Below are 24,070 nucleotides of genomic sequence, written 5' to 3' on the forward strand. Positions count from 1 at the left end.
TATTAGTATCATCACAGATAAGAATGATATGTCTATAAAAGTTTGGACCAAAGTGATCGATAAGATAGTTAGTATATTTTATATATCTTCATTTTTTTACTAATATAGTTTTCGTATTGAATATCATCCTTAATGTATTGAAAAGTAATCTGTGTTCTCTTTTATATAAAAGAATTTTATTTGATTTTATTGAATTTACTTCTCCGAATATGTTCTTTTTTTGGTTTTCTAGTAAATGTAATCAATAAAATAACATAGTATTTTATGATTCATTTAATCGGTATATAAGCATAGTTTTTGATTGTTTTTTCGATTGCTTATTATATATGATACTGGTATCACTTTTTTATGTAATAGATTAGCGATATTTGATTATAGATTTGTGCTGAAGATCTGGTAATATTAGTTATATATAGAGAATACATATTTTTAGTATTCGAATGTATTAAGAGTGTTGTTAAAAGAGATACTTTATTAGGAATATGGTTTTGAATTTTGATCTCTGTATAGATGTTTTGATTTAAATTAGAATATCAAAATATATATATTCGGAATGGTATAAATTTAAGTAGATAGTGGTTAAAATAAAAATTTTATTATATTTATAATATCAGGTCTGTAAAGTCATCTCAAGAGGTTAGAGTAGTTAGTTGGATTTTTATGTCTAGATATTGTGTTGTTTGTCTTGAATTTTATAATTAGAAGATTAGGTAGCATTACTGAAAAGGTATAGTTGCATGAATTATATAAAATGACATGATCATGAATTTCCTCTTAATATTAATCATATTCAAATTTAAATGGTTGTAGAAAAGTTATCTTGCTATCTTTTGTTCAGAAATGCGATAAAATTTTAAGTCTATTAAGATTTACGTGTGGTTTTTTTGTAAATTACCTAGAACTAGTTTGACTGGTGCTATTCATGTGCAAGGATACAATGTACATGAAAATCAAAAATTTATTTGGATGTTACTCATATCATGGTAATGAGATACTCCGTATTACATACTTTTGTATGTATAAGTATCTAGGTTATTTTGATGAATGAAATAAGAGCAAGGAGATAAGTTACTTTTTTTGGTTTACTGTCTAAGATGTATTACAATGCTTTTATTAAACATAAATTGATATTTCATGAATAAGTTTTTATTGCATTAGATAAACAGATTATTAAGTATTGGTGCTTTCTCTTAATGTGAGCGATTATTTCGGGTTATTAGTTTTATGATTACATATAGATTATAGGGCTATGGTATTTTATGTGATTATCTTTATAGCTTTGTAAAAAATGTAATAATAATGAGTAAGTTATGATGAAAAGAATGCTGATCAACGCAACTCAGAAAGAAGAGTGGCGTGTTGCACTTGTTAATGGGCAATGTCTATATGATTTAGATATTGAAAGTTCCGGATATGAACAAAAAAAATCTAATATTTATAAAGGTAGGATAATTCGTATTGAACCTAGTCTTGAGGCTGCATTTGTAGATTATGGTGTGGAAAGGCATGGTTTTCTACCTCTTAAAGAGATTTCTTGTGAATATTTCTTTAAGCGTTCTGATAGCTATAGTCGATCAAACATCAAAGATCTAGTACGTGAAGGACAAGAAGTTATTGTGCAAATTGATAAGGAAGAACGCGGTAACAAGGGGGCAGCGTTAACAACATTTATTAGTTTAGCGGGCAGTTATTTAGTATTAATGCCAAACAATCCTCGTGCTGGTGGTATTTCCCGTCGCATTGAAGGTAATGATCGTATTGTTCTAAAATCAGCATTAGCTTTGCTGGATTTACCAGATGGAATGGGTTTAATTGTTCGTACTGCCGGAGTAGGAAAATCTGTTGAGGGATTGCAGTGGGATCTAAGTTCTCGTATTAAGCATTGGGAGGCAATCAAAAAGGCTGCTAATAACCGATCTGCTCCATTTTTAATTCATCAAGAAAGTAATGTTATTGTACGTGCGTTTCGTGATTATTTGCGTCAAGATATTGGTGAAATTCTAATAGATAATCCAAAGGTATTTCATTTGGCCTGCCAGCATATTTCTGCATTAGGTCGTCCAGATTTTAGTAGTAGAATTAAATTATATACAGGTGAAATTCCATTATTTAGCCATTATCAAATTGAATCACAAATTGAATCTGCTTTTCAGCGTGAAGTTCGGTTGCCATCAGGAGGTTCTATTGTCATTGACACTACTGAGGCTTTAACTGCTATTGATATTAACTCTGCTCGTTCTACTCGTGGCGGAGATATCGAAGAAACAGCATTCAATACCAATCTTGAAGCAGCTAATGAAATTGCTAGACAGTTGCGCTTGCGTGATGTTGGGGGTTTAATTGTTATTGATTTTATTGATATGAGTCCTATACAGAATCAGCGTTCTGTAGAAAATCGCTTGCGTGAAGAAGTGCGACAGGATCGAGCTCGTATTCAGATAAGTCATATCTCACGTTTTGGTTTATTGGAAATGTCGCGTCAAAGACTTAGTTCATCACTAGGTGAATCCAGTCATCATGTATGTCCTCGTTGTAGCGGGACTGGAACTATTCGCGATAACGAGTCATTATCACTTTCTATTTTACGTTTAATAGAAGAAGAAGTCCTAAAAGAGAATACTAAGGAAGTTCATGCTATTGTTCCTGTACCAGTTGCATCTTATTTACTAAATGAGAAACGTGATGCTGTAAGTGCAATTGAGAAACGTACTAAAGGTATTCGTGCTATTATTGTTCCCAATGATAATATGCAGACTCCACATTATTCAGTAGTACGCATTCGAAGTGGAGAAGAGACCCAAACTTTGAGTTATCATCTTTCAAAATTACATGCATATGAAATTAATCTCTCTCTTGACGAGAGATATACTGAACGTAAGCGTTTAGAACGCCCAGAACTCACTACATCTGGGATGTTAGAGCCTTCGTTAGAGCGACAAAAAGTTGTTTTAAAAGACAGGATAAATTTTCGTGCATGTCTTAAGATATTTAGAGTTTCTTATTTAAGAGTATATAAATTAAGTATCTGTATGACTCGTACATTGCGTAAATTATTTAATAAGATGCATAGGCCCTTTTCTCAACAAGACGAATCGTTAGACCGTAAAAACAATCTAGAAGAATGTTCGATTCGATCTCGTAATCATCAAAATCGTCAATTAAATAATGATTCCTCGAATCGTATGATTAGAGATAATCAGTGTAAAATTCGTAATGATGATCTAGATAAGTCTAAGACTGAAAATAAAATATTATCAATAAGAACAAGCAGCGATGCTTTACAAGGCGACTATAGCTTACAGTTAGGAGCTGATCTGCCTCTTAAAAAAGAACCAGTAGAATATAATTCTAAGTTAGATTGTCAGTTTAGACATATACGAAAAAATCGTTATACCCATTCTAATAAAGATAATAAATTTCTTCAGATTGAGGTTGAGAAAACTGCTCATCTTGTTTCAAGAAATGTCACGGAGGTTAAAAAAAGAGAAGAAAATGTACATTTAGTACAGAGCTCTCTTGCTCATAATGATGTTAATAAATCAACACCAGTGATTATTCCGGAGAAGACTAAATTTTGCTCTGTTCATATAGAGAAGTCTACCATGGTTACCGAAGAAGCTAGAAAAATAATGACAGAATTAAAATTAGATGATCCTAATCATGTTCGTGGTAATAATATTATTCGCCGTACCCGTCGAATACCAAGGCATTTACGTGTATCTGGACATCGTCGTCGGAGATACGTGTATGAACGGTATCCAAGATGTTCACCTATGCCATTATCTCATGCTGTAGCATCTCTTGAGGTTGCCTTGGGTAAGGTATGGATTTTTTATCCAGTAAAACAAGTCAATAAGAACAGTTCCTTTCAAAAAGAGACCGATCACTCAACTATTGCAGAATCTACCCATAGAGATGTCCTTTCATTAAAATCAGTCTCTCCTGGTGTTGATTTATTTTCTGTATCTAAAGCTGTTTATTCTGATGCTTGCAATACAAATGAGCAGAACGCCATATCTTCAAAGATTCATATTTCTCCGGTAAATCAACAAGTAGATTCTACTCAGAATTCTAAGGAAATTTTAGAAAATAAACGAATACTAACATCAGTTAAAGTGGAAAATGTTGTTACTATTTTATCTGCAGATACTATGAAATTAACATCAGTTCCTGTCTTGAGTTCTCTTGATGAATCTGTTTTGCATTGTAGACATTCTTTTGCTCCTGTCACTAAAGTAGCTCTTTTTTCTAAAGAAATTAAAATTTGTTCTTCTAGAAAAGAAGAAAGTATTAACTGAGATCTATAGGTACATCTTTTAGTAAAAATTTATAACAATCCATATAATGATTTTATTTTTTCTTAAGGTTATGTTAAATAATTTTTTCTATTTAAAATAGAAATTTGGGATATTTTCTATAAAAGGAAAAGAGAATAATATAATTATTCCACAAAATAAAACTTTCTAAGAATATATTAGTTGTATTTATCTAACATAACTGATTATCTTCTATTGTTTGTGCATGTGTATGTGTTTAGGTCATGTTGAGTAATGTTATAGTTGATAGTGTATTTTACAATCTTATACTGTCATAAATGGTTTGATTTGAACTTTTACTATAATTTCGTTAATACATAAGTATTATTGTATGAAATTGTATTAAGTAGGTATTATATGACTTAGTTGTGGCGTCTGCTCCAAAGAAGACATATTGTTCTATGGGGTATTACAAGTTTATATTTCAAATGCTGTGTATGTTTGACACTAGAGTAATAACATAGTTTATTTTAATATAAATTTCTGAGATATTTTAGCATCCTGTTATATTTATTTCATAATCTTCAAAAAATACGATTGGTCTTATTGATTAATTAATTATTATATTTTTATATTGTGTATGTTTTAAAAAGATCTTCTATATTTAGAAGATCTTTAAAAAATTTTCTAAGTATTTTCTTTATTAAGAGGAGATAAAGTAATTTCGAGTTTTATTGATGAATGGATAGTTTATTTAGAAATAATTATAGAATTATAGTAATTCTATCTATATGTATATAGGGGATATATTATATAAATTTTTTAATTTTTGTAATAATTATGGAATGTTATGATAAAATAATGTTTTTATAAAAAGATAAATGCAATTTATTTTGGTTCATAAAAAGATAAGTATGTGTTTTTAAAATTAGCTTTATTTTACATCTCATTGTTATGAATAACATCGTTAGATTGTATTCAATTTATATTAGATTTTTTACATTTTTTGATTTAATCAGTTAGGATTTTATAAGTATTTGTATGCAAAATTTATGTTTTTATGATTACCATGTATATTTATCATTATAATGGCTAATAGAGTGGGTCTTTGATTGACACAGGTATAGCATTTTTTAGAAACTGGGATAAAGAATGAGAGGTACTGATTGCTTAGATATTATCATCTAATAAATTTATATTTCAGACAAGTTTTATCATATAGATAGATAAATGAGTATGTTTAGTCGATTTTTAGAAAACAATACTTTTAGGATTGTGGGAAATCTATAGCTTAGATAGTTCTAAACTATAACAAGATAATTAATTTTTCTAATATTTTATTTTTCTTTAATTTATAAAGAGGATATAATTAATACGGAATATTAATGTTGATTCTTATTGTTCCATATATATTTTAATATGATTATAAAATAATAGATAATCAGTGTTCTATATCCTTCATCTATAAGATTATATAGTATGTTAGTTTTGATATTTGATAAAAACAAGAATATCAATATATTATCTACTGATATATCTTGATTAAGATATAGCATATTATTAGATTGGTTATTTGGTTAATACATTAGGCGGTTAATATATTTAGAAAATATATAAATATTAGAAGATTCTTTTTATTGATATTATGGATTTTGTTTATTTTTTAAGAAAATGATATGGTTGATTATTGATTTTATAAAGATCTAGTGATAGACCAGATTTTTTAATAAAATATATGAAATAGAATACAATTTATAGAAATAAAAAATTGAATTTTACCAAGATTTTAATACAATATGAAAATATTTTTTATTAAGTCGATTACAGAGGTGTAACAGAAGAAACTTTCCTGATAAAACTTCATTTATTTGTATCAGAATCATAAGGGTATTATACATATGTCTATATTTTAAAAGGAATTTAGAATATATTTAACTTTATAAGAATTTTAGTAATATAAGATATAGAGCTTAGTGTGACAGTTTTTCTTAGACAAGTTTTAATTAATGAAATACAATTTAGAAAAAAATTTAAGTTATCTTTATGATTTTTTATCATAGCTGTAATTTAGGTGTATTTCATAGGTCTAATTTATAGACGATTTGATTACATAGATTATTCAGTTAAATATTAAGAATATTTATAACAAGAAGAGAGTAGGAATTAGATAGGTAATTTTTTATTAGTAAGGTGATTTTTATAGTAAACTTTTTTTAAAATAGTGCCTATGGTTGTTTTTAATTTTACTATAATGATTTTTATTATTATTACATAATCAATCAATATTGAAATGTTTGGTGAATATATGACTATTAAAGTAGGTATTAATGGTTTTGGTCGAATTGGTCGTCTTGTCTGTAGAGCTGCTCAAGAACGTTCTAACATAGAAATAGTAGCGATTAATGATATATTTGATTCTGAATATATGGCATATATGTTGAAGTACGACTCAACTCATGGTCTTTTTAACGGTACAGTTAGTTCTTTTAATGGGTTGTTATTAGTCAATGGTCATTCTATTCGTGTTACTTCTGAATTGAATCCAGAAGACTTAAAGTGGAACGAGGTTGATGTTGATATTGTAGTAGAATCGACTGGAATGTTTTTAACTGATAAAACTGCGCGTAAACATATTAAGGCTGGAGCCAAGAAAGTTGTTTTAACTGCTCCTTCTAAGGATGCTACACCTATGTTTGTGATGGGGGTGAATAATCATGCTTATAAAGGTGAGGATATTGTTTCTAATGCATCTTGTACCACGAATTGTTTAGCTCCATTAGCGAAAGTTATGCATGATAAATTTGGGATTGAAGAAGCTTTAATGACTACTATTCACGCTGTAACTGCAACGCAAAAAACGGTTGATAGTCCATCTTATAAAGATTGGCGTAGTGGTCGAGGTTCGGGTCAGAATATTATTCCTTCTTCTACTGGCGCAGCTAAAGCGGTGGGACAAGTACTACCTGAATTATATGGTAAGTTAACTGGTATGTCGTTTCGTGTTTCCACTCCTAATGTATCTGTTGTTGATTTAACAGCACGATTAACACGACCCGCATTTTATAAAGAAATATGCGAAGTCATTAGATCTGCGTCCGAAGGTTCGATGAAAGGCATCATTGGTTATACATCAGATCAAGTTGTTTCTACTGATTTTAATGGCGCTACTTTTACATGTGTTTTTGATGAAAAAGCAGGGATTGCGTTAAATAAAAATTTCGTAAAATTAGTGGCATGGTATGACAATGAAACAGGATATTCTCATAAGGTGCTTGATTTGGTAACTTATATTAGTAATGCTTGATAGATTCAAAGGAATCAGGTAGTTATATTTTTTAAGAAATAACATCGATGATTAAAAAAAGAAATGATAAAATCTTTTTATTTTAATATTTTATTTTTTAATATATTTATAATAAAAAAAATAATAAATGTTAAATTATCTTGCATCTAATAAATATGGTTTATTAAAGAGACTGAATGATATTAAAGTATTGAAGTTTTATCTATAATGTAAAATATTTATAGTTTAATTCTTTAATATGTTTGTGAAAGTGTATAACTTATTCTATAAGTTCAGAAGATACTAAGAGAGTCATAAGTGTCTTATTATTATAGGAAAGATTTATATAAAAATATTTTTGGATATTAAATGTTGTTATTTTTTTAAAAATCTTATCTGATTATCAATCAGAAATACAAAAAAACATAAAAATTAATATAGTTAATATTAGTTTTTTTATTAATAAAATCTGGTTAATTGTAGTGGAGATTATTTTCTTAACATGGATTAAAGAGTCAAATTTAATTAGTTGATGCGATTTATAATTTAACTTGAATAGATTAATGATCTATAAAGATTAATTTTTTAATAAAATCTCTGTTTTTAGACCAGCGATTTATCTGATTTTTTAATAGGTAGAGGGGGAATTAGATTCTGTTATTAATATATAAATCATGGGTTTTTCCAAAAAAACACATATTTCTTATCTGAAGATAAGTAAAAGATATTCATCTTATCACTTTATTTAATATACCTGATTATTTTTAATCTAATCTATAAGGTATAGAGATCAAAATATTACTATAAGTATTGAAGATAATAAAGATGGAGAAGGATATAAAATTAGGTTCTAAAATATTTAGTTATGCAATGTAATTTAATATAAGTAATGATGGTCGTGTTACTGAATTTTTAATTTTTTATAAAAAATTCATTCATTTACTAAGATTTATAGTAAATCTAGGTAATGGATATGACATTTTTATTTTTTGAGAAAAGATCTCTATTTTCTTATATATTAATATTATACTATGTTCTTTCATTTATGTATGAAATACATATTCTTTAAATAATAAGTTTTGATATCATTTTATTTAGTCGACTGTAATTAAATGATTGAAGATACTATTACTTTCCTTTTTCTAAGTAGATGAAAGGATTTTAAATAGTATGCAAAAACTGGATAAAATTAGAATTAACTCTAATATAGACTGATTTTGATTATTTTAATTTATTGTCGATTAGAATTATATTCTAGATGAATATATTGAATCGCAATTTTCAAATTTATAGAAGTTAGTGTTTTACTATCTAGATCATTATGGTTTAGTTCCATCGTGCGGAGATCTATCTATGTTAAGTTATTTTATTATTAAGGCAAATTATAACCTTCAGTAGAATGCTAGAATTTATAGAAATGTTACTTCTAGTGATAATTATTTCATTAAAAAAGATTTTGGTACAAGATTCTTATGATAGCGAAGAAATCCATCCATAAGTTCTATACAAATACTGAGCCATTTGATAGCCAAATGGAACGGATTAAATTACCTCCTCGATCAATAGAAGCGGAGCAATCAGTATTAGGTGGTTTAATGCTTGATAATGACCGTTGGGAAAATATTTCAGAACGCGTGGTGGTTCAGGATTTTTTTAGTCGTCCTCATAGGATTATTTTTAAAGAAATGCAACATTTACTGGATCAAGGTAAGCCGATTGATTTGATCACGTTGTCTGAATGGATGGAGGTTCAAGGTAAATTAAATATAGCAGGGGGATTTGCTTATTTAGCGGAGTTGTCAAAAAACACACCAAGTGCAGCAAATATTGGTGCTTATGCGGATATAGTACGTGAGCGTGCAGTTGTTCGTGAGATGATTTCTGCAGCACATGAAATTGCTGATTCAGGTTATAATCCTCAGGGTCGCAGTAGTGATGCTCTACTTGATCTCGCAGAGTCACGAATATTTCGGATTGCTGAAAATCGGGCTAAAAAGGATTCAGGGCCAAAAAGTGTTGATGAAATTCTTGAATCTACGGTATCACGTATTGAAGCTTTATACCAAAGGCCTCATGATGGCGTGACTGGGGTGGATACAGGTTATCAAGATTTAAATAAAAAAACCGCTGGTTTACAACGTTCTGATTTAATTATTGTTGCTGCACGCCCCTCAATGGGGAAAACCACTTTTGCTATGAATTTATGTGAAAATGTAGCAATGTTGCAAGACAAACCGGTTCTTATTTTTAGTCTTGAAATGCCTGGGGAGCAGATTATGATGCGAATTTTAGCATCGTTATCACGTGTTGACCAAACTCGCATCCGTACAGGTCAGCTTGACGATGAAGATTGGGCTCGGATTTCTAGTACTATGGGTCTTCTTTTAAAAAAGAAAAATATGTTTATTGATGATTCATCTGGTCTGACTCCAACTGAGGTTAGATCACGTTCTCGCCGTATATTTCGAGAGAATGGTGGTCTTAATTTGATTATGATTGACTATTTACAGTTGATGCGTGTTCCTGCTTTATCTGATAATCGCACATTAGAAATAGCTGAGATTTCTCGATCTCTTAAAGCGTTAGCAAAAGAGCTAAAAGTGCCTGTTATAGCGTTATCACAACTTAATCGCTCTTTGGAACAGAGAGCTGATAAGAGACCAGTTAATTCTGACCTTCGTGAATCTGGTTCTATTGAACAGGACGCTGATTTAATCATGTTTATTTATCGGGATGAAGTATATAACGAGCACAGCACTTTAAAAGGTGTGGCAGAGATTATTTTAGGTAAGCAACGTAATGGTCCAGTTGGTACGGTAAGATTAACTTTTAATGGACAATGGTCACGTTTTGATAATTATGCCTGGCCGAAACAGTATGAGAATAAATAAGTATATGGAATTATATTTTTTATCGAATACTGCATTAGATAACATTATGATATATATATATTAAAATTAAGTATATATAGTATTTTTAATACAGAAAGAATTGTAAAAACAAGGATTTAAATAGATATTAGATTTATTAGATTAATGTATTTTTTAATCTTTTGGTATATTTTAGATGATTTTATTGAGATAGTTGACATGATAAGTAATTTTTTTACTTTTTTTTAATTATGAGTCAAATGGATTGGAATAAATGGTGATTTATACTGCTATCGTAATTAAAAAGAATCTTTTATTTTTATTAATTTTCATTTATGACAATACTCTTTTTAGAAAAGGACGTATTCATTAATTGAGTGAATTATATTATACTACGATAGTGATTGTACTATATATTTTCCATATTAACTACCATACTATTTTAGATTCTGATCCAATGGAATTGGATTTCTGTTAGTCTTATATATTAATATTGATTTTCATCAATGTTCTTATCTAAGAAGAAACCAAGATTTTTATTTTCTTATTGTTAATAAATAAAAAATTTAGATTTCAGATAGTAGATATATGAAATCAGTGTTGTATTTTGTTATGTATGTGACCATTTGTTTGTCATGAAATAATCAAAGAATGTCTAAATCAACATCAATAGTATAGCGTTGTATATTTGAATGTATTAAAAAAGAATTAAAACTAACTAAGTTTTAGATTTAACTAGATTATGTAGTAACGTAAGACAGAAACCTTATATCTTGTATAATAAAGAATTCAATCAATATTGAATATATTGATGCATTTCAGGCAAATATGTATTTAGTTTTAATTATTTTTAGTTTTTTGATTAAACGATATCTATCCTTCTTTTTAACATATATTTGTAATTTTGATGATTTTAATCATTGAATTATGGGTTAGTATTTTTTGCATTTTTACTTTGTATGTTTAATAAACTGAAGAGTTTATGATTTTTTAAAATATGGAATTTATTTCCAGTTATCGTTTCGGTAAATAATATAATGGATTAACAGATTTTCCTTTGTAACGAAGCTCAAAATGTAATCTTACAGAGTTTGTTCCGCTATTTCCCATTGTAGCGATGGTTTGACCAGCTTTGACTGTTTGTTGTTTTGCTACGAAAATTGTTGCATTATGTGCGTAAGCGCTTAGATAGTCATTGTTATGTTTAATAATGATTAAATTACCGTATCCTCGTAACTCATTACCAGCATAGACTACTTGCCCAGGTGCAGTAGATACAACTGCGTGACCATATACGCCTGCAATGTCAATTCCCTTATTTCCTCCTTCTTCCGAAGAAAAATTATCAATAATTTTTCCATGTGCTGGCCATTTCCAACTCGTTATAAGAGGAATATTTTTTTTAGTAATATTTTTTATGATATGGGTAGAAATTAATTCGGATTTTTTAAATAGAATGCGATTAGATAGAGGAGGAGCATTGATTTTATGAATTTGATCTAATTTTTTAGGATAAAACATATTTGATTTGTGCCTAATATTGTTTTTTTTTGTTTTTATCTTGAGTCTAGAAATAGATTGTCCTTTTTTATTTTTTTTGTTTAGAGTAGTTTCTGTATTTTTATATTTTTTGGTACGAGTAGTTTTTTTAAGAATATTTAATTTTTGTCCTATAGTGAGGACATATGGTATAGGAATGTTATTATGACTTGCTAGATGACGAACTGTATTATTAGTAATAGATGCAATATGGAATAAAGTATCACCTTTTTTAACTATATAATTTGCTTGGTTATTTGTTTTTGGTTTAATATTTTTATTTTTTTTTCTATAAACTATAAAACCCTGTTTGGCTACTATTTTGTTTATTTTGATTAATTTAGAGATATTGAGGCTTATTCTTTTATCTAATATAGATAGTGATCTTTTTTGTATTGGATGACTGATTGTTATTTTAGTAATATTTTTAACTTGATTAAAATAATTGCTTAGCATATTTGATGTATTTTTTCCAACTATATTTATAGCTACTTCGGTATTCATAGTCTTAGAGCAACCTATCAGACCAAATCCTAGTATTGTAATTACTACTACAGAATTTGCTTTAAATAGTAGTTTTTCTATTTTCATTGACTCCTCTATTACAGCTTTATACAATTAATATAGTATTTGTAATCTTAGATTTCTCTTTATTAGAATAATAAAATAAGAGAGATTAAGATGTTTTTAATAGTATATTATTAGTGAAGCCTTTGAAGTATAATAATAATATCTGAATTTTCTGATTTATTATTATTATGATAAATAGAGATTTATTTCTATAACATTTTAATAAAGAAAAAGTTGTATAGTTAGTTTTTTAGGTTTGATTGTATTTTCTTATCATTATAGTCTCTAACTGTTAGATAATTGATTACGATTTAAGTATGTTTATTTTGTATGTTTTATATTTTTTTATTCTATTTAGTGACATAAAATTTATGCATGAAGATGATTTACATGATTTTTGTATTTAGTTATATAAATAATTTTTATATATCTAACGTAGAGTACGTTAAAATTAATGTTGTTTTATGTGGTTGGAGATGTTTATTAGTATAGGCAGTTTTATATTCTAGAAATTGGTGTCAATCAACTGATTGATAAAAGTATTATATACTGTTATGAATATGTTAATTATAACTCATTAATTGCTCTATATTTATTTAAAGTAAAGTTGTTATTATTAAAGATGAGTTACTCAGTTTATATGTAATTATGTGCTAAAATAGTTAAATAAGCATGTTTTTTATTAAAAAATTATATTTTTTCTGTATTACTTGATTTTCTTGGATATATATCAAATACCATAAATAATAAAGAGAACATCTCCAGATGATTTTGGATAGTATGTGTTTATTTATAGGAAGTATTATTTCCTGATTATTTTTTGAGTTATGTGGTTAATATATCAAGCAATGTGAAAAGGCTGTTCAACTACTATAAGTATATAAAGTAAAGTATGTATAAATCAAGAGAGAAGTCTGTATTAGAAATGTCAATGGTTCTAAACCATAGAATTTTTAGAAAATTATGCTGTAGTCTTCCTTTTTTTAGGATTTAATAGTTTGATATTTTTGGAGTTTTTTACTAGTTTTACCATAATTTCTTAATAGATTCTTTTTATATTTTTTGATAAAATAAATCTAATTTAGCTTAGAGAAGTTTAGTTCTTCTAATTAAGATTCTACATGTATCTAGGATCTGAAAGTGCTAAATAGAAATTTATAGATGTGTTTCATTCTTATCTAAAATTTCTCTATTCATATTTTATGTATATAGTTATTTATGAGAAATCTAAAAGTGTCAGATAAGAACCTATTCTTTTAGAATAGGTCAATTTCTATTGGTAGATGATAGTTACTTTTTTGTAAGGCTCGTGTGAATTGTTAAACTGGGTGTACTTTAGTTATTGAAAAAAAATATTAGATGGATCAGATGATATAATTTACATATATTATATTTAATTTCATTTCTTTTTTTTAAAGAAAAAATAATTAAAATCTAATTTTTAGAGTATTTGATTATATTTTTAATATATACAATGGTATTGACTGGTTTTTAGGGATATGCATATTAAAATTAAAGTATTACATAGAATTGTTTGTATATCAAGTAAGATGGTTTGTAAGATAAAATTATATTTGTATGTGCCATGTGATTTTTTTGTTTTTATGTTCTTAATTATCAATAGATAATATAATCTGTAGTGGAGACTATAGTCTAATTTGAGATCTTATGGAATTGTTTTCAGTTATGTTAGAAAAGTATTTATAATTCTATTAGGAATACTATTATTAATTTTTTCTGAGCAACAAAATTATAATTATAAAAGTTTGATTTATATTGTTCATGTTTGTTTTATTAAATTTTTTAGATTGGGGCTCATAATTTAGTATATGATGATTATTTGATACTAGTTATATAACTTCTTATCAGTTAGGTTCTATACGATAGATATATTGTACGTATTTTTTTTGGGATTAATAAGTTATTTTGGAATAATTTTGAGTTTAATGATAGATATAATGAGTTATGGATAAAAATGTTATAAGAATATTTGTATTCAATTAAGAATCGTTACCTTTAAATTTTTCCCCTATTATTAAGTGCTGATTTCTAAAGGAATCGTACATATAGATTATGTAATTAAGACTAGTTTAGTATAAATAGATATTATGTATGTTGTTTGATTTTATTGCGTTTTATTTTTAATGACATCTATTGTATTTAATTAGAGAGGATTTTTTTTAGGTAGCTTTTTCTAAAAAGCAAGATGTCTATGACATACAAGATAAAAATATTAAGCATGTTCATAAATTTTGATAGGTATATTTTTTTGTATTTAAAAATAGAAAGTATAGAATATTTAATTTAATTAATGTCTCACAGATAAACTTGAATATTATGTATAATTTATTTTTAGGCGTAGATATAATCGAGACTCGACTTGACCGGTTATTTTTTTTCGATAGATTTGCCAATTATGTGGAACTGGAAGATCTGTTTTATTAATTTCACTTTCTATATAAATTAGTGATTCATTTTCTAACCAGAAATTTCTTTCTAAGAGAGTAATCGTTTTTATAATTAAATCTTGATAAAATGGTGGGTCGACAAAGATTATATGATAGGGTATACCTTTTTTAGATATGTAGTGTAATGCATTTGTATGAATAATATGCCCATTATTCGCTCCTAGAATTTTTTTATTTTTAGTTAATTGACGCACTACTATCTGATTTTTTTCTAACAATGTAATGCTAGAAGCATGGCGCGAAAGAGCTTCAAATCCTAGCGCACCACTTCCAGAAAAACAGTCGAGACATTTAGCTTGATAAATATCATGAGCTAACCAATTAAAAAGCATTTCACGAACACGATGGGTGGTGGGATATAGTCCGATACTATCAGGAACGAATAGTTTTCTTCCTTTCCATTGACCACCAATAATACTTATTTTTTTTTTCGGCATAATTTGGTGTTCTTTTTTTGGTATTGCAATACCTTCTTTTTTTATTAGAAAATAGCATGATTTATACATATGTAAGAAGTATATTAGCTAGCTATGATTAAAACTTTAGAGAATAGATCATTTTATGATTTAGTATTTTATTATTTAATTTAGATTCTAATTTTTTTATTTTATTTTTTTGTTCAAAATATTTCATCCATTATAGTTTATTTTTATATATGTTAAAATAACATGATTGTTATTTATTCTTATTTTTGAGAAAGACAAGCAGGTTATAAATTAATAGTTGATAGAGCGGTTTTATCTGGATAAATTGAAACAACAAGGTATTATGTGGAGAAAAAGTGATACATAAAGATTATGTCAATCGTGAACGGGCAATAGGATTAGGGTATAAAAATCCTGTTACTGTCCGTATAAAACGGAATAGCGGTATATTAACAATCGCATTAGCGATGGTAATTCTTGTTCAATCAATTTTTATAGGTATATTTTTTTTTATGATTCCAGAGAAATCATGTGTTATGTCAGTCACGCCAACTCATCATGAACATGAGATAGGTTCACCACCAAAACCAGAAGAGCGTTGGTACTACATTAAACAACTAGAGAAAAAGAAATTTCATATATCTGTGTTTGATCGTTTATATTGAGAACCTTTTTTAGTTTATAACAATAAAAAAAGTTTTAGTTAGAACAAGTCAACGATTTTTAAACTATTAAAATCAAAATATGATTCAACTAAAGTGCATAGGACTAACTATAGGTTAGTTTATTAAGTATTCTGCAGTTAAATAGTACTAGATATGATATATTATTTATGTATTTATTTTTTCATTATTGTAGTCAGGTTATTTCTATGATCTTAGAAAAGTATTAACAGATTAGGTAGCGGTATTCATTATTAGTTAAACTAAGAAAGATAACTTTTAACTTGATTTATGTAGATTGATTTAGTTTTTTTTAATGAGATATTTTATAGATAAATCTATAAGGGTTTAATTTAATTTAAAATTAATAATTTTTCTAACAAATACAATGGTGTAAATATTGAATTTATTAATTATTCATTATATTAGATATAATTTTTTGTATGATGAATCATCTTGGTATATTTTAGATATATGTATTTTATAAATTAACATATTTCTATTCTATAAAAGAGTTTAAAGTAAATTTTAGAATTATTTAGAAAATATTTTAATTTTTATATTTAGGATATCTAAAGGTGATCTATTTATTAATACTATTGACTATTTTATAGAGAAAATTATTTTTATTTAAAATAGTTAAGTCAATTAAGTTTTTACTTGATCTTTTAATTTAGGAAATCAAATGAAAGGAGATAGATAAGCTTAATTTAATCATAGATTTATACATCTTCTTTAAAGATGTATTAAATTTCACGATGAGACTTATTTGAATAGATTATTATTTTATCTATTTAAATTAGTCTTGAATCTTAAATGATAGATTATTTTTTAATAAGATCATAATTTTTTATTATATACAAGTGTATAATAATTATTATGGAGGTATATGTATAAAATTAATAACATTTGATATCTGATAAATATCATTACTTAAAAAGTTTTTAACTAGATATAAAATATATTAAAGTATTTTGAATACATTTTGTTAACACTGTGTTTTATAAATACTAGAATTATTCCGGTAAGTAAGTGTCATCTTTAAACTAATTTGATTAATAAAATAATATAAATTTTTAATTAAGAGATTTGGTGGTTCATTTAATAAATTAATAAATTTTGTTATGTATTAATTCGAGATTATACTAAATTATTAATGATAAAAATTATTTGCACAAATATATTCTATATAGTTTGATACGAAATAAAAATCTTTTATTCTACGAGATAGAGTATAGTGTATATATTTTATATGGATTTGAATGGATAAACCATCTTTAAATAAAAATAGATTGGTTTTATTTTATGGCATTTAATTTATTTATATTATAAGATTAGTAGTTTATCTTAGTATTTGTTTCTGGAAAACTATTTTTTTAAGTATCTAGATTAAAGACGAATGATTGTGTTTAGGTTATTATCTTCAATAACTGTACCGTTAATTCCTAGGATCTTGTAGTGTGTGAGACGGTAGTATTAAGTAAGGCTTTAATTACAAGAGAAAACAAAGAGTTATTTAGATTTAAAGAGAAGGTTATAAGAAAAACGAACTATATTCGATCTAACTAAAAAAAACAGAAGATAAGATAGTTCTGATCTGTAAGTTTTTAAGATTATAGAAAAGAAGTGATTGAGTGTATAAAATATGTTATATCAATATGTATGTTTGTATAATATGTTCACCTTTGATAAGTTAACAATGAGTATATATTTTTAGTAGTGACTACGTAGTAATTCTATATTTTCTTAAAAACGTTTTTATGGGATACATATGAATATAATGTGGAAAATTATAGTAAAAAATAAGTATAACATTCTATAAAAATAGAATCAAAAAACTCTTTCCTATTTTTTAGGAGAATTATATTTTTATAGTATATATTATTTTTATAAAATAATTTTTTAATTCAAGATAAAACAAAATACTAGATAGAGATTTTTGTTTCTTAATTAATCAAGTTTATTAAATCTTTCTATTTTTGTAATTATTTTTATGATAAATTTAAGTGACATTATTTCAGTCTATCGATACATAGATAATTATCTATATATAATACTAGATGTGTTTTTAAGTGGAAAGTTATTTTTCATAAATTGAGGAATTGTCTTTAAGTAGAGATATATCAGCTATTTCGATAAATAGAGATTGAAATTTATATAATAATGTTAGACGGTTAACACGTAATTCTTTATCTATAGAATTTACCATAACTTTATTAAAAAAGCTATTAATTATTTTATTTAAAGAAGCTATTTTCATCAACGCTTCCTGATAACGAGAGTCTGCATAGTATAAAGGTAATATAACGTATAGATTATTGATTTGATCTGCTAATTGAATTTCTTCTGGCTCTATTAATAACGCTTTATTAACTTGCGTATTTAATGAATCTGTTGTTTTGGATAAAATATTAGAGATGCGTTTATTAGTTGCTGAAAGGTCTTGTGCTTGTTTTAGAGATCGAAAATGTGTAATTGCGTTGATTCGTAAATCTAGATCTACTAGTTTAAACGGGCGGCGCGCGAGAACTGCTTGTAATGTATCATTTCTGTGACCTTGATCATGATACCATGATCGCAAGCGACTTAATACAAAGTAAATTATATCGTCTATTGTTTTAGAATTAATTAGTTGGTTCTCATATAGACGAACTGTTTCATGAATGAGTAAATGAAGATCAAGAGGTAGTTTTTTTTCAATAATAATGCGTAAGATCCCAAGTGCTGCACGACGGAGAGCATAAGGATCCTTATCGTTTTTTGGATGTAGACCAACACTAAATATTCCTACTATTGTATCTATTTTGTCTGCAATTGCGAGTGAACAAGATATTTCGCCAGAAGGAAGGCAATCACCAGAAAATCGAGGTTGATACTGCTCTCTGAGTGCGATCGCTACTTCTTCAGATTCACCGTCTTGACGAGCATAATGCATGCCAATAAATCCTTGTGTTTCTGTAAACTCAAATACCATTTTGGTCATCAGATCACATTTAGATAAAAGACCAGCTCTCTGAGCTTTGTTAACATTTCCTCCAATTTGCATGGCAATCCATCCTGCTAGCTTTTTAACACGCTGCGTTTTGTCATATAAAGTACCGAGATTTTTTTGAAATAAAACGCGCTTCAGATGTGGAAGATAATGTTCTAAACGATGATAACGATCCTTCTGAAAGAAAAATTCAGCATCTGTTAGACGCGAATGCAACACTTTTTCGTTACCAGAAATAATTTTTTCCGTATCTTTTGATTCAATATTAGAGACAAAGATAAAATAAGGTAAGAGCTCTCCTGATTTATTATATATTGGAAAGTATTTTTGATGAGACTGCATAGTCTGTACGAGCGCTTCATTAGGTATTCTTAGAAATGTTTTTTTAAACCTTCCAGTGAGAACTACTGGCCATTCTACCAATGAAGTGACTTCTTCAAGAAGTTCTTCGCTAAGAATTACTACTCCTCCTATAATTGAAGCGGATTTATGAATTTCTTTTCTTATAAATTCTTTACGCGTATGATAATTTGCTTGCACTTTACCGAGTGTAAACAGTATTTTTTGATACTGGTCAGCATGTGGAATGCTAAAATAGGGAATGCCCATAAATCGATGACCATAAGTGGTACGTGTAGAGTAAATTCCTAGAATCTTAGTTTCGATAAGTGTATCTCCAAGAAGTAAAATTACGTTGTGTATTGGGCGTATAAACTGAATTTTTGATTCGTTCCATTGCATAGCTTTAGGCATAGGAATTCGAGCTAGAGATTCTTCAATAATTTCTGGAAGCAATATTTGAACACATGGTCTGATTTTTTTAAAACAGTATGTTAGCCAACTACCATTATTAGTAATCAGTTTGTCTGCTTGATCAACTCGAATACCACAGCTGTGCGCCCATCCTTTAGCAGCGGGGGTTGGTTCTCCGTTAGCATCAAAGGCAGATTGAATTGTTGGTCCGCGTTTTTTGATTATATAACTGCGCTTATCTGTACCGAGTTTTTCTACTTGTAAAGCTAAACGACGAGGTGTAGCAAACCAATGAATCTTACCATGTATAATGGATTCTTTATTGAGTCTATTAGTAAAGTTATCTGCAAAAGCTTCGGCCAGACTTCGTAGTGTTTTTGGAGGTAATTCTTCGGTTCCAATTTCGACTAGAAAAGTTTGATTATTCATAGTGCACCATATTTTAATTTTTTTTACACCGAGGAAATCCTAGTTTTTTTCTAGATGTTAGATAGGCTTCAGCTACGGATTTAGTTAAAGACCGAATACGTAAAATGCAGTGTTGACGCTCAGTAGATGAGATTGCTTTTCGTGCGTCGAGTAAGTTAAAACTATGTATAGCTTTTAGAATTTGTTCATAAGCTGGAAGTGGAAGAGGTGTTTGAAGTTGTATTAGCTTTCTAGCCGATTTTTCGTGCTGTTCTAAAGAAAGAAAAAGAAAATCAACATCAGCATATTCAAAATTGTAGATTGACTGTTCTATTTCGTTTTGGTGAAATAAGTCACCGTAAGTAATTGTACCTAAAGTATTTTTGCTCCATATTAATTTATAAATGTTACTAACTGATTGAAGGTGCATAGCTAAGCGTTCTAAACCATAGGTAATTTCTCCAGTAATAGGTTTGCAGTTTAGGCCGCCGACTTGCTGAAAGTAGGTAAATTGTGTTATTTCCATTCCATTTAACCATACTTCCCATCCAAGGCCTAAGGCTCCTAAAGTGGGATTTTCCCAGTTATCTTCTACAAATCTTAGATCATGTGTTTTGAAGTCAATACCTAGTGTTGTTAAAGAATCAATGTACATGTTTTGTATGTTTTTTGGTGTAGGTTTTAGGATTAATTGAAACTGATAGTATTGTTGAAGACGGTGGGGGTTATCTCCATAACGGCCATCCGTTGGGCGTCGTGATGGTTGTACATAGGCTATTGCTGTTGGTTCTGGCCCAACGGCGTGTAGACAGGTCATTGGATGACATGTTCCTGCGCCGACTTCCATGTCTAGTGGTTGTATAATACTACAACCCTGATTGGCCCAGTAAGTTTGTAAGAGTAGAATAAGTCCTTGGACGGTTTTATTGTCAAGATTTGTCATATTGATATTATATACGCTATAATAAATTATTATATGTCATTAGATACTGTAGTAATTCGTGGTGAAAATTATAAAAAATCTCTATTTTAGTTTGAATATAACTTAGGTTAGTTATTTTAATAAATTATAATAAATGATATGTTTTCTTATAACAAAGAGCTCTATTTAGGTAGAGTATGAAACTTGTTTTAATATAATTTTTTAATTATTCACTTTTTGTAAGATACTTTTAGTACTACAGTTTTTTATTTGAGTTTATGAATTAGAGCTATTTTATTTTCTAATTAATTTTTATATATTATGAGTTATATTTTTTATAAAATGGTTACTTTCTACTTAGGAAAGGTAGCAATTGATTAACTTGTGATCGCTATGATTTCTATATAAATGATAGTTTATTTTATTAGATGCAACATGATAATAGCATACAGAGTTATGAAATTCATATTAGATGAATATTATTTAATTTTAGGATAAATGGTCATATTAGTTATCATAATTATAGATAATTTATTTTATAATACGAAGTGTAGAGGGTTTTTTTATTTCTGAAACAATTTTATTTGCATTTATATTATGGTTGTTATTTTTACTTTTTATAGAAGTCAAGTTAGGAATATCTGATTCTTCTTGTACTGATGGAGTTTTATAGTTTTCTTGTAATTGGTTTACATTGAAATCTATTTTGGTTTTTTGATGTGTAAAACTAGTTCCAATGCCATTTTCAATAGAATAAATTGCTTGAATTGAAATTGGAGGTAATGAAATTTTATGCACTATGCCATTAAAACAGGTATTAAAAGAAATTAGCTCATTTTTGATTTCTAGATTTTCTACTGACTTTGGTGAAATATTCAGTATAATTTTTCCATGACTTATATAAGATATTGGCACTACAACAGAAGGAAAGTTAACATTGACTAGTAGATGGGGTGTCATCTTATTGTCAATTAACCACTGATACCAAGCACGTAAAAGATAGGGGCGTTGATCTGTAAATTGAGATTCGATCATTATTATGTCACTTTATTGTATGTATTTGCATGGCATTCTCTTCTTCGCTAAGAGATGAAAGAAAAGAACTATGGGTAAAGACACGGTTCATATAATCTTTTAAGTCTTTGGAATTAGGCTTGGATATATGAATACCTATTTGAGGTAAACGCCAAAATAGTGGAGCTAAATAACAGTCTATAAGGCTAAATTCTTCGCTCATAAAAAACGGTGAACGCGCAAAGACTGTGTTCACAGATTGTAGTTCTTCTTGGAGTTTTTTTCGCGCAGATTCTGCTTGAGATCCCATATTATTTTGTGCTGTATGCATAAGTACGTACCAATCATGTTGAATGCGATGCATGATAAGTCGGCTTTCAGCTCGCTCTATTGGATAGACTGGAAGAAGAGGTGGATGTGGAAATCGTTCATCTAAGTATTCCATAATAATCTGAGGTTGATAAAGAGTCAGTTCTCGATCAATAAGTGTAGGTATAGAGAAAGGAGGGTGTAATAGAATACAGTCTTTTGTTGAGTTTCTTTTTTCAACTGGTTCAATCTTTATATTTATTCCTTTATGAGCCAGTACAATGCGAACCTGGTGACTAAAAATGTCAGTAGGTCCAGAAAATAGCGTCATCACTGCACGCTTATTAGTAATAGCGGACATGAAGTCTCCAAGGTTAATAAAAAATTTTTATAGTTATCTAACTCTTCTTGTGTCTAAACATACTAATATTATGGAATATTTATAATTTCTTTATTAAATCATAAGATATTTATGTTGTTAAACAAAGATTTGTAGAAAAACATATGTAGTTCTTATCTCTCATCTCAGGAAGAGTTCAAAATAGTTAACGTAGTAGTTCTGTTATTTAGTTCTCTTTAGAGTTATTTAAAATAAAAACCCGGTTGTGGTTTCCGGGTTTTTATTATTTTTTTTAGATAGAAAATTATCGTTTAGAGAATTGTGGGCGACGTCGTGCTTTACGAAGACCAACTTTTTTACGCTCTACTTGGCGAGCATCTCGTGTTACAAATCCTGCTTTACGAAGTTCACTTCGTAATGATTCATCATGTTTTATTAAAGCGCGTGTAATTCCGTGACGGATTGCACCTGCTTGTCCAGAAATACCACCGCCTTTAACAGTAATAAATAAGTCAAATTGATGCATCTTATTAAGTAATTTGAGAGGTTGACACACCACCATCTGAGATGTATCTCGACCAAAATATTGTTCTAGAGAACGCTGGTTTATTACGATGTGACCAATGCCTTCCTTTAAAAAGACACGGGCAGAAGAGCTTTTTCGACGACCAGTTCCATATTTTTTATACTCAACCATTGTCTATAATCCTAATTAAATGTCAAGAACTTGTGGTTTTTGTGCTGTATGGTTGTGTGTATTTCCTGCATAAACTTTTAGTTTACGATACATCTCTCGACCCAATGGTCCCTTTGGTAGCATGCCTTTAACTGCAATTTCAATAATTCGTTCTGGTTGTCGTCTAATCATTTCTTCAAAAGAAATTTGTTTAATTCCACCAACATAGCCAGTATGGTGATAATAGATTTTGTTTTTCCTTTTTTTACCAGTGATAGATATATTTTTCGCATTTAAGACAATAATGTAATCACCTGTATCAACATGTGGAGTATATTCTGCTTTATGTTTACCTCTTAGTCGTCTAGCTAATTCTGTAGCTAGACGACCTAGGATTTGATGTGTTGCGTCCACTACATACCAGTTGTGTTGGGCTGATATAGGTTTAGCGGTAAAAGTTCTCATTGTAACACACACCTAAATTAATTTTTATGTTAATGCAATCCGAAAGTATTAATATATGGGTTGGCATTTATATAATGATTTTTACTAGAAAGATACCAATTTGAAATAAAGTTGGACG

The 24,070-nt window shown here is 28.2% G+C and carries 12 protein-coding genes; 4 read left to right on the plus strand and 8 right to left on the minus strand.

Translation table 11 applies throughout. From position 1 onward, the window contains the following. Positions 1 to 1,313 precede the first annotated feature (1,313 nt). From rne to dnaB, 3 genes are all read left to right on the plus strand, one after another. The gene (gene rne, locus HACICURT3053_RS00680) at positions 1,314 to 4,298 is read left to right on the plus strand and encodes a ribonuclease E (protein ID WP_157991848.1); all 2,985 of its coding nucleotides are present in this window, start codon (positions 1,314 to 1,316) and stop codon (positions 4,296 to 4,298) included. A 2,263-nt stretch (positions 4,299 to 6,561) separates the two neighbouring features. Continuing rightward, a complete protein-coding gene (gene gap / locus HACICURT3053_RS00685) occupies positions 6,562 to 7,560 on the plus strand; it encodes a type I glyceraldehyde-3-phosphate dehydrogenase (protein ID WP_157991849.1) in 999 nt (332 codons plus the stop codon). 1,451 nt (positions 7,561 to 9,011) lie between these two features. Then, on the plus strand, positions 9,012 to 10,430 hold the full coding sequence (gene dnaB / locus HACICURT3053_RS00690; RefSeq protein ID WP_157991850.1) for a replicative DNA helicase: 1,419 nt from the start codon (positions 9,012 to 9,014) through the stop codon (positions 10,428 to 10,430). A gap of 993 nt (positions 10,431 to 11,423) precedes the next feature. On the opposite strand, the gene nlpD is transcribed toward dnaB, so the two are convergent. Both nlpD and rsmD read right to left on the minus strand, forming a co-directional pair. After that, on the minus strand, positions 11,424 to 12,539 hold the full coding sequence (nlpD, locus tag HACICURT3053_RS00695) for a murein hydrolase activator NlpD (RefSeq protein WP_157991851.1): 1,116 nt from the start codon (positions 12,537 to 12,539) through the stop codon (positions 11,424 to 11,426). Positions 12,540 to 14,853: 2,314 nt separating this feature from the next. Next, on the minus strand, positions 14,854 to 15,423 hold the full coding sequence (rsmD, locus tag HACICURT3053_RS00700; protein ID WP_157992291.1) for a 16S rRNA (guanine(966)-N(2))-methyltransferase RsmD: 570 nt from the start codon (positions 15,421 to 15,423) through the stop codon (positions 14,854 to 14,856). Positions 15,424 to 15,767: 344 nt separating this feature from the next. On the opposite strand from rsmD, the gene HACICURT3053_RS00705 reads away from it, so the two are divergent. Next, entirely contained in the window at positions 15,768 to 16,076 is a 309-nt protein-coding gene (locus tag HACICURT3053_RS00705) for a hypothetical protein (protein WP_157991852.1), read from the plus strand. 2,077 nt (positions 16,077 to 18,153) lie between these two features. Here the strand turns inward: HACICURT3053_RS00705 and glyS are convergent. The 6 genes from glyS to rplM all read right to left on the minus strand — a co-directional run bounded on the left by glyS (position 18,154) and on the right by rplM (position 23,952). Next, entirely contained in the window at positions 18,154 to 20,247 is a 2,094-nt protein-coding gene (gene glyS / locus HACICURT3053_RS00710; RefSeq protein WP_157991853.1) for a glycine--tRNA ligase subunit beta, read from the minus strand. 13 nt (positions 20,248 to 20,260) lie between these two features. Beyond that, positions 20,261 to 21,169, minus strand: a complete 909-nt coding sequence (gene glyQ, locus HACICURT3053_RS00715; RefSeq protein WP_157991854.1) for a glycine--tRNA ligase subunit alpha — start codon at positions 21,167 to 21,169, stop codon at positions 20,261 to 20,263. 510 nt (positions 21,170 to 21,679) lie between these two features. Next, positions 21,680 to 22,183, minus strand: coding sequence for a stringent starvation protein B (locus tag HACICURT3053_RS00720; protein WP_157991855.1), 504 nt, complete (start codon positions 22,181 to 22,183; stop codon positions 21,680 to 21,682). Positions 22,184 to 22,190: 7 nt separating this feature from the next. Then, positions 22,191 to 22,832 carry a glutathione binding-like protein gene (locus HACICURT3053_RS00725; RefSeq protein ID WP_157991856.1) on the minus strand — a complete coding sequence of 214 codons (642 nt, stop codon included), beginning with the start codon at positions 22,830 to 22,832 and terminating at the stop codon, positions 22,191 to 22,193. 283 nt (positions 22,833 to 23,115) lie between these two features. Beyond that, positions 23,116 to 23,508, minus strand: a complete 393-nt coding sequence (gene rpsI / locus HACICURT3053_RS00730; protein WP_157991857.1) for a 30S ribosomal protein S9 — start codon at positions 23,506 to 23,508, stop codon at positions 23,116 to 23,118. Between the two features lie 15 nt (positions 23,509 to 23,523). Continuing rightward, entirely contained in the window at positions 23,524 to 23,952 is a 429-nt protein-coding gene (rplM, locus tag HACICURT3053_RS00735; RefSeq protein ID WP_157991858.1) for a 50S ribosomal protein L13, read from the minus strand. Between the last annotated feature and the right edge of the window lie 118 nt (positions 23,953 to 24,070).

Origin of the sequence: Candidatus Erwinia haradaeae (genome assembly GCF_900698855.1) — a bacterium.
Taxonomy (GTDB): domain Bacteria; phylum Pseudomonadota; class Gammaproteobacteria; order Enterobacterales; family Enterobacteriaceae; genus Erwinia_E; species Erwinia_E haradaeae_F.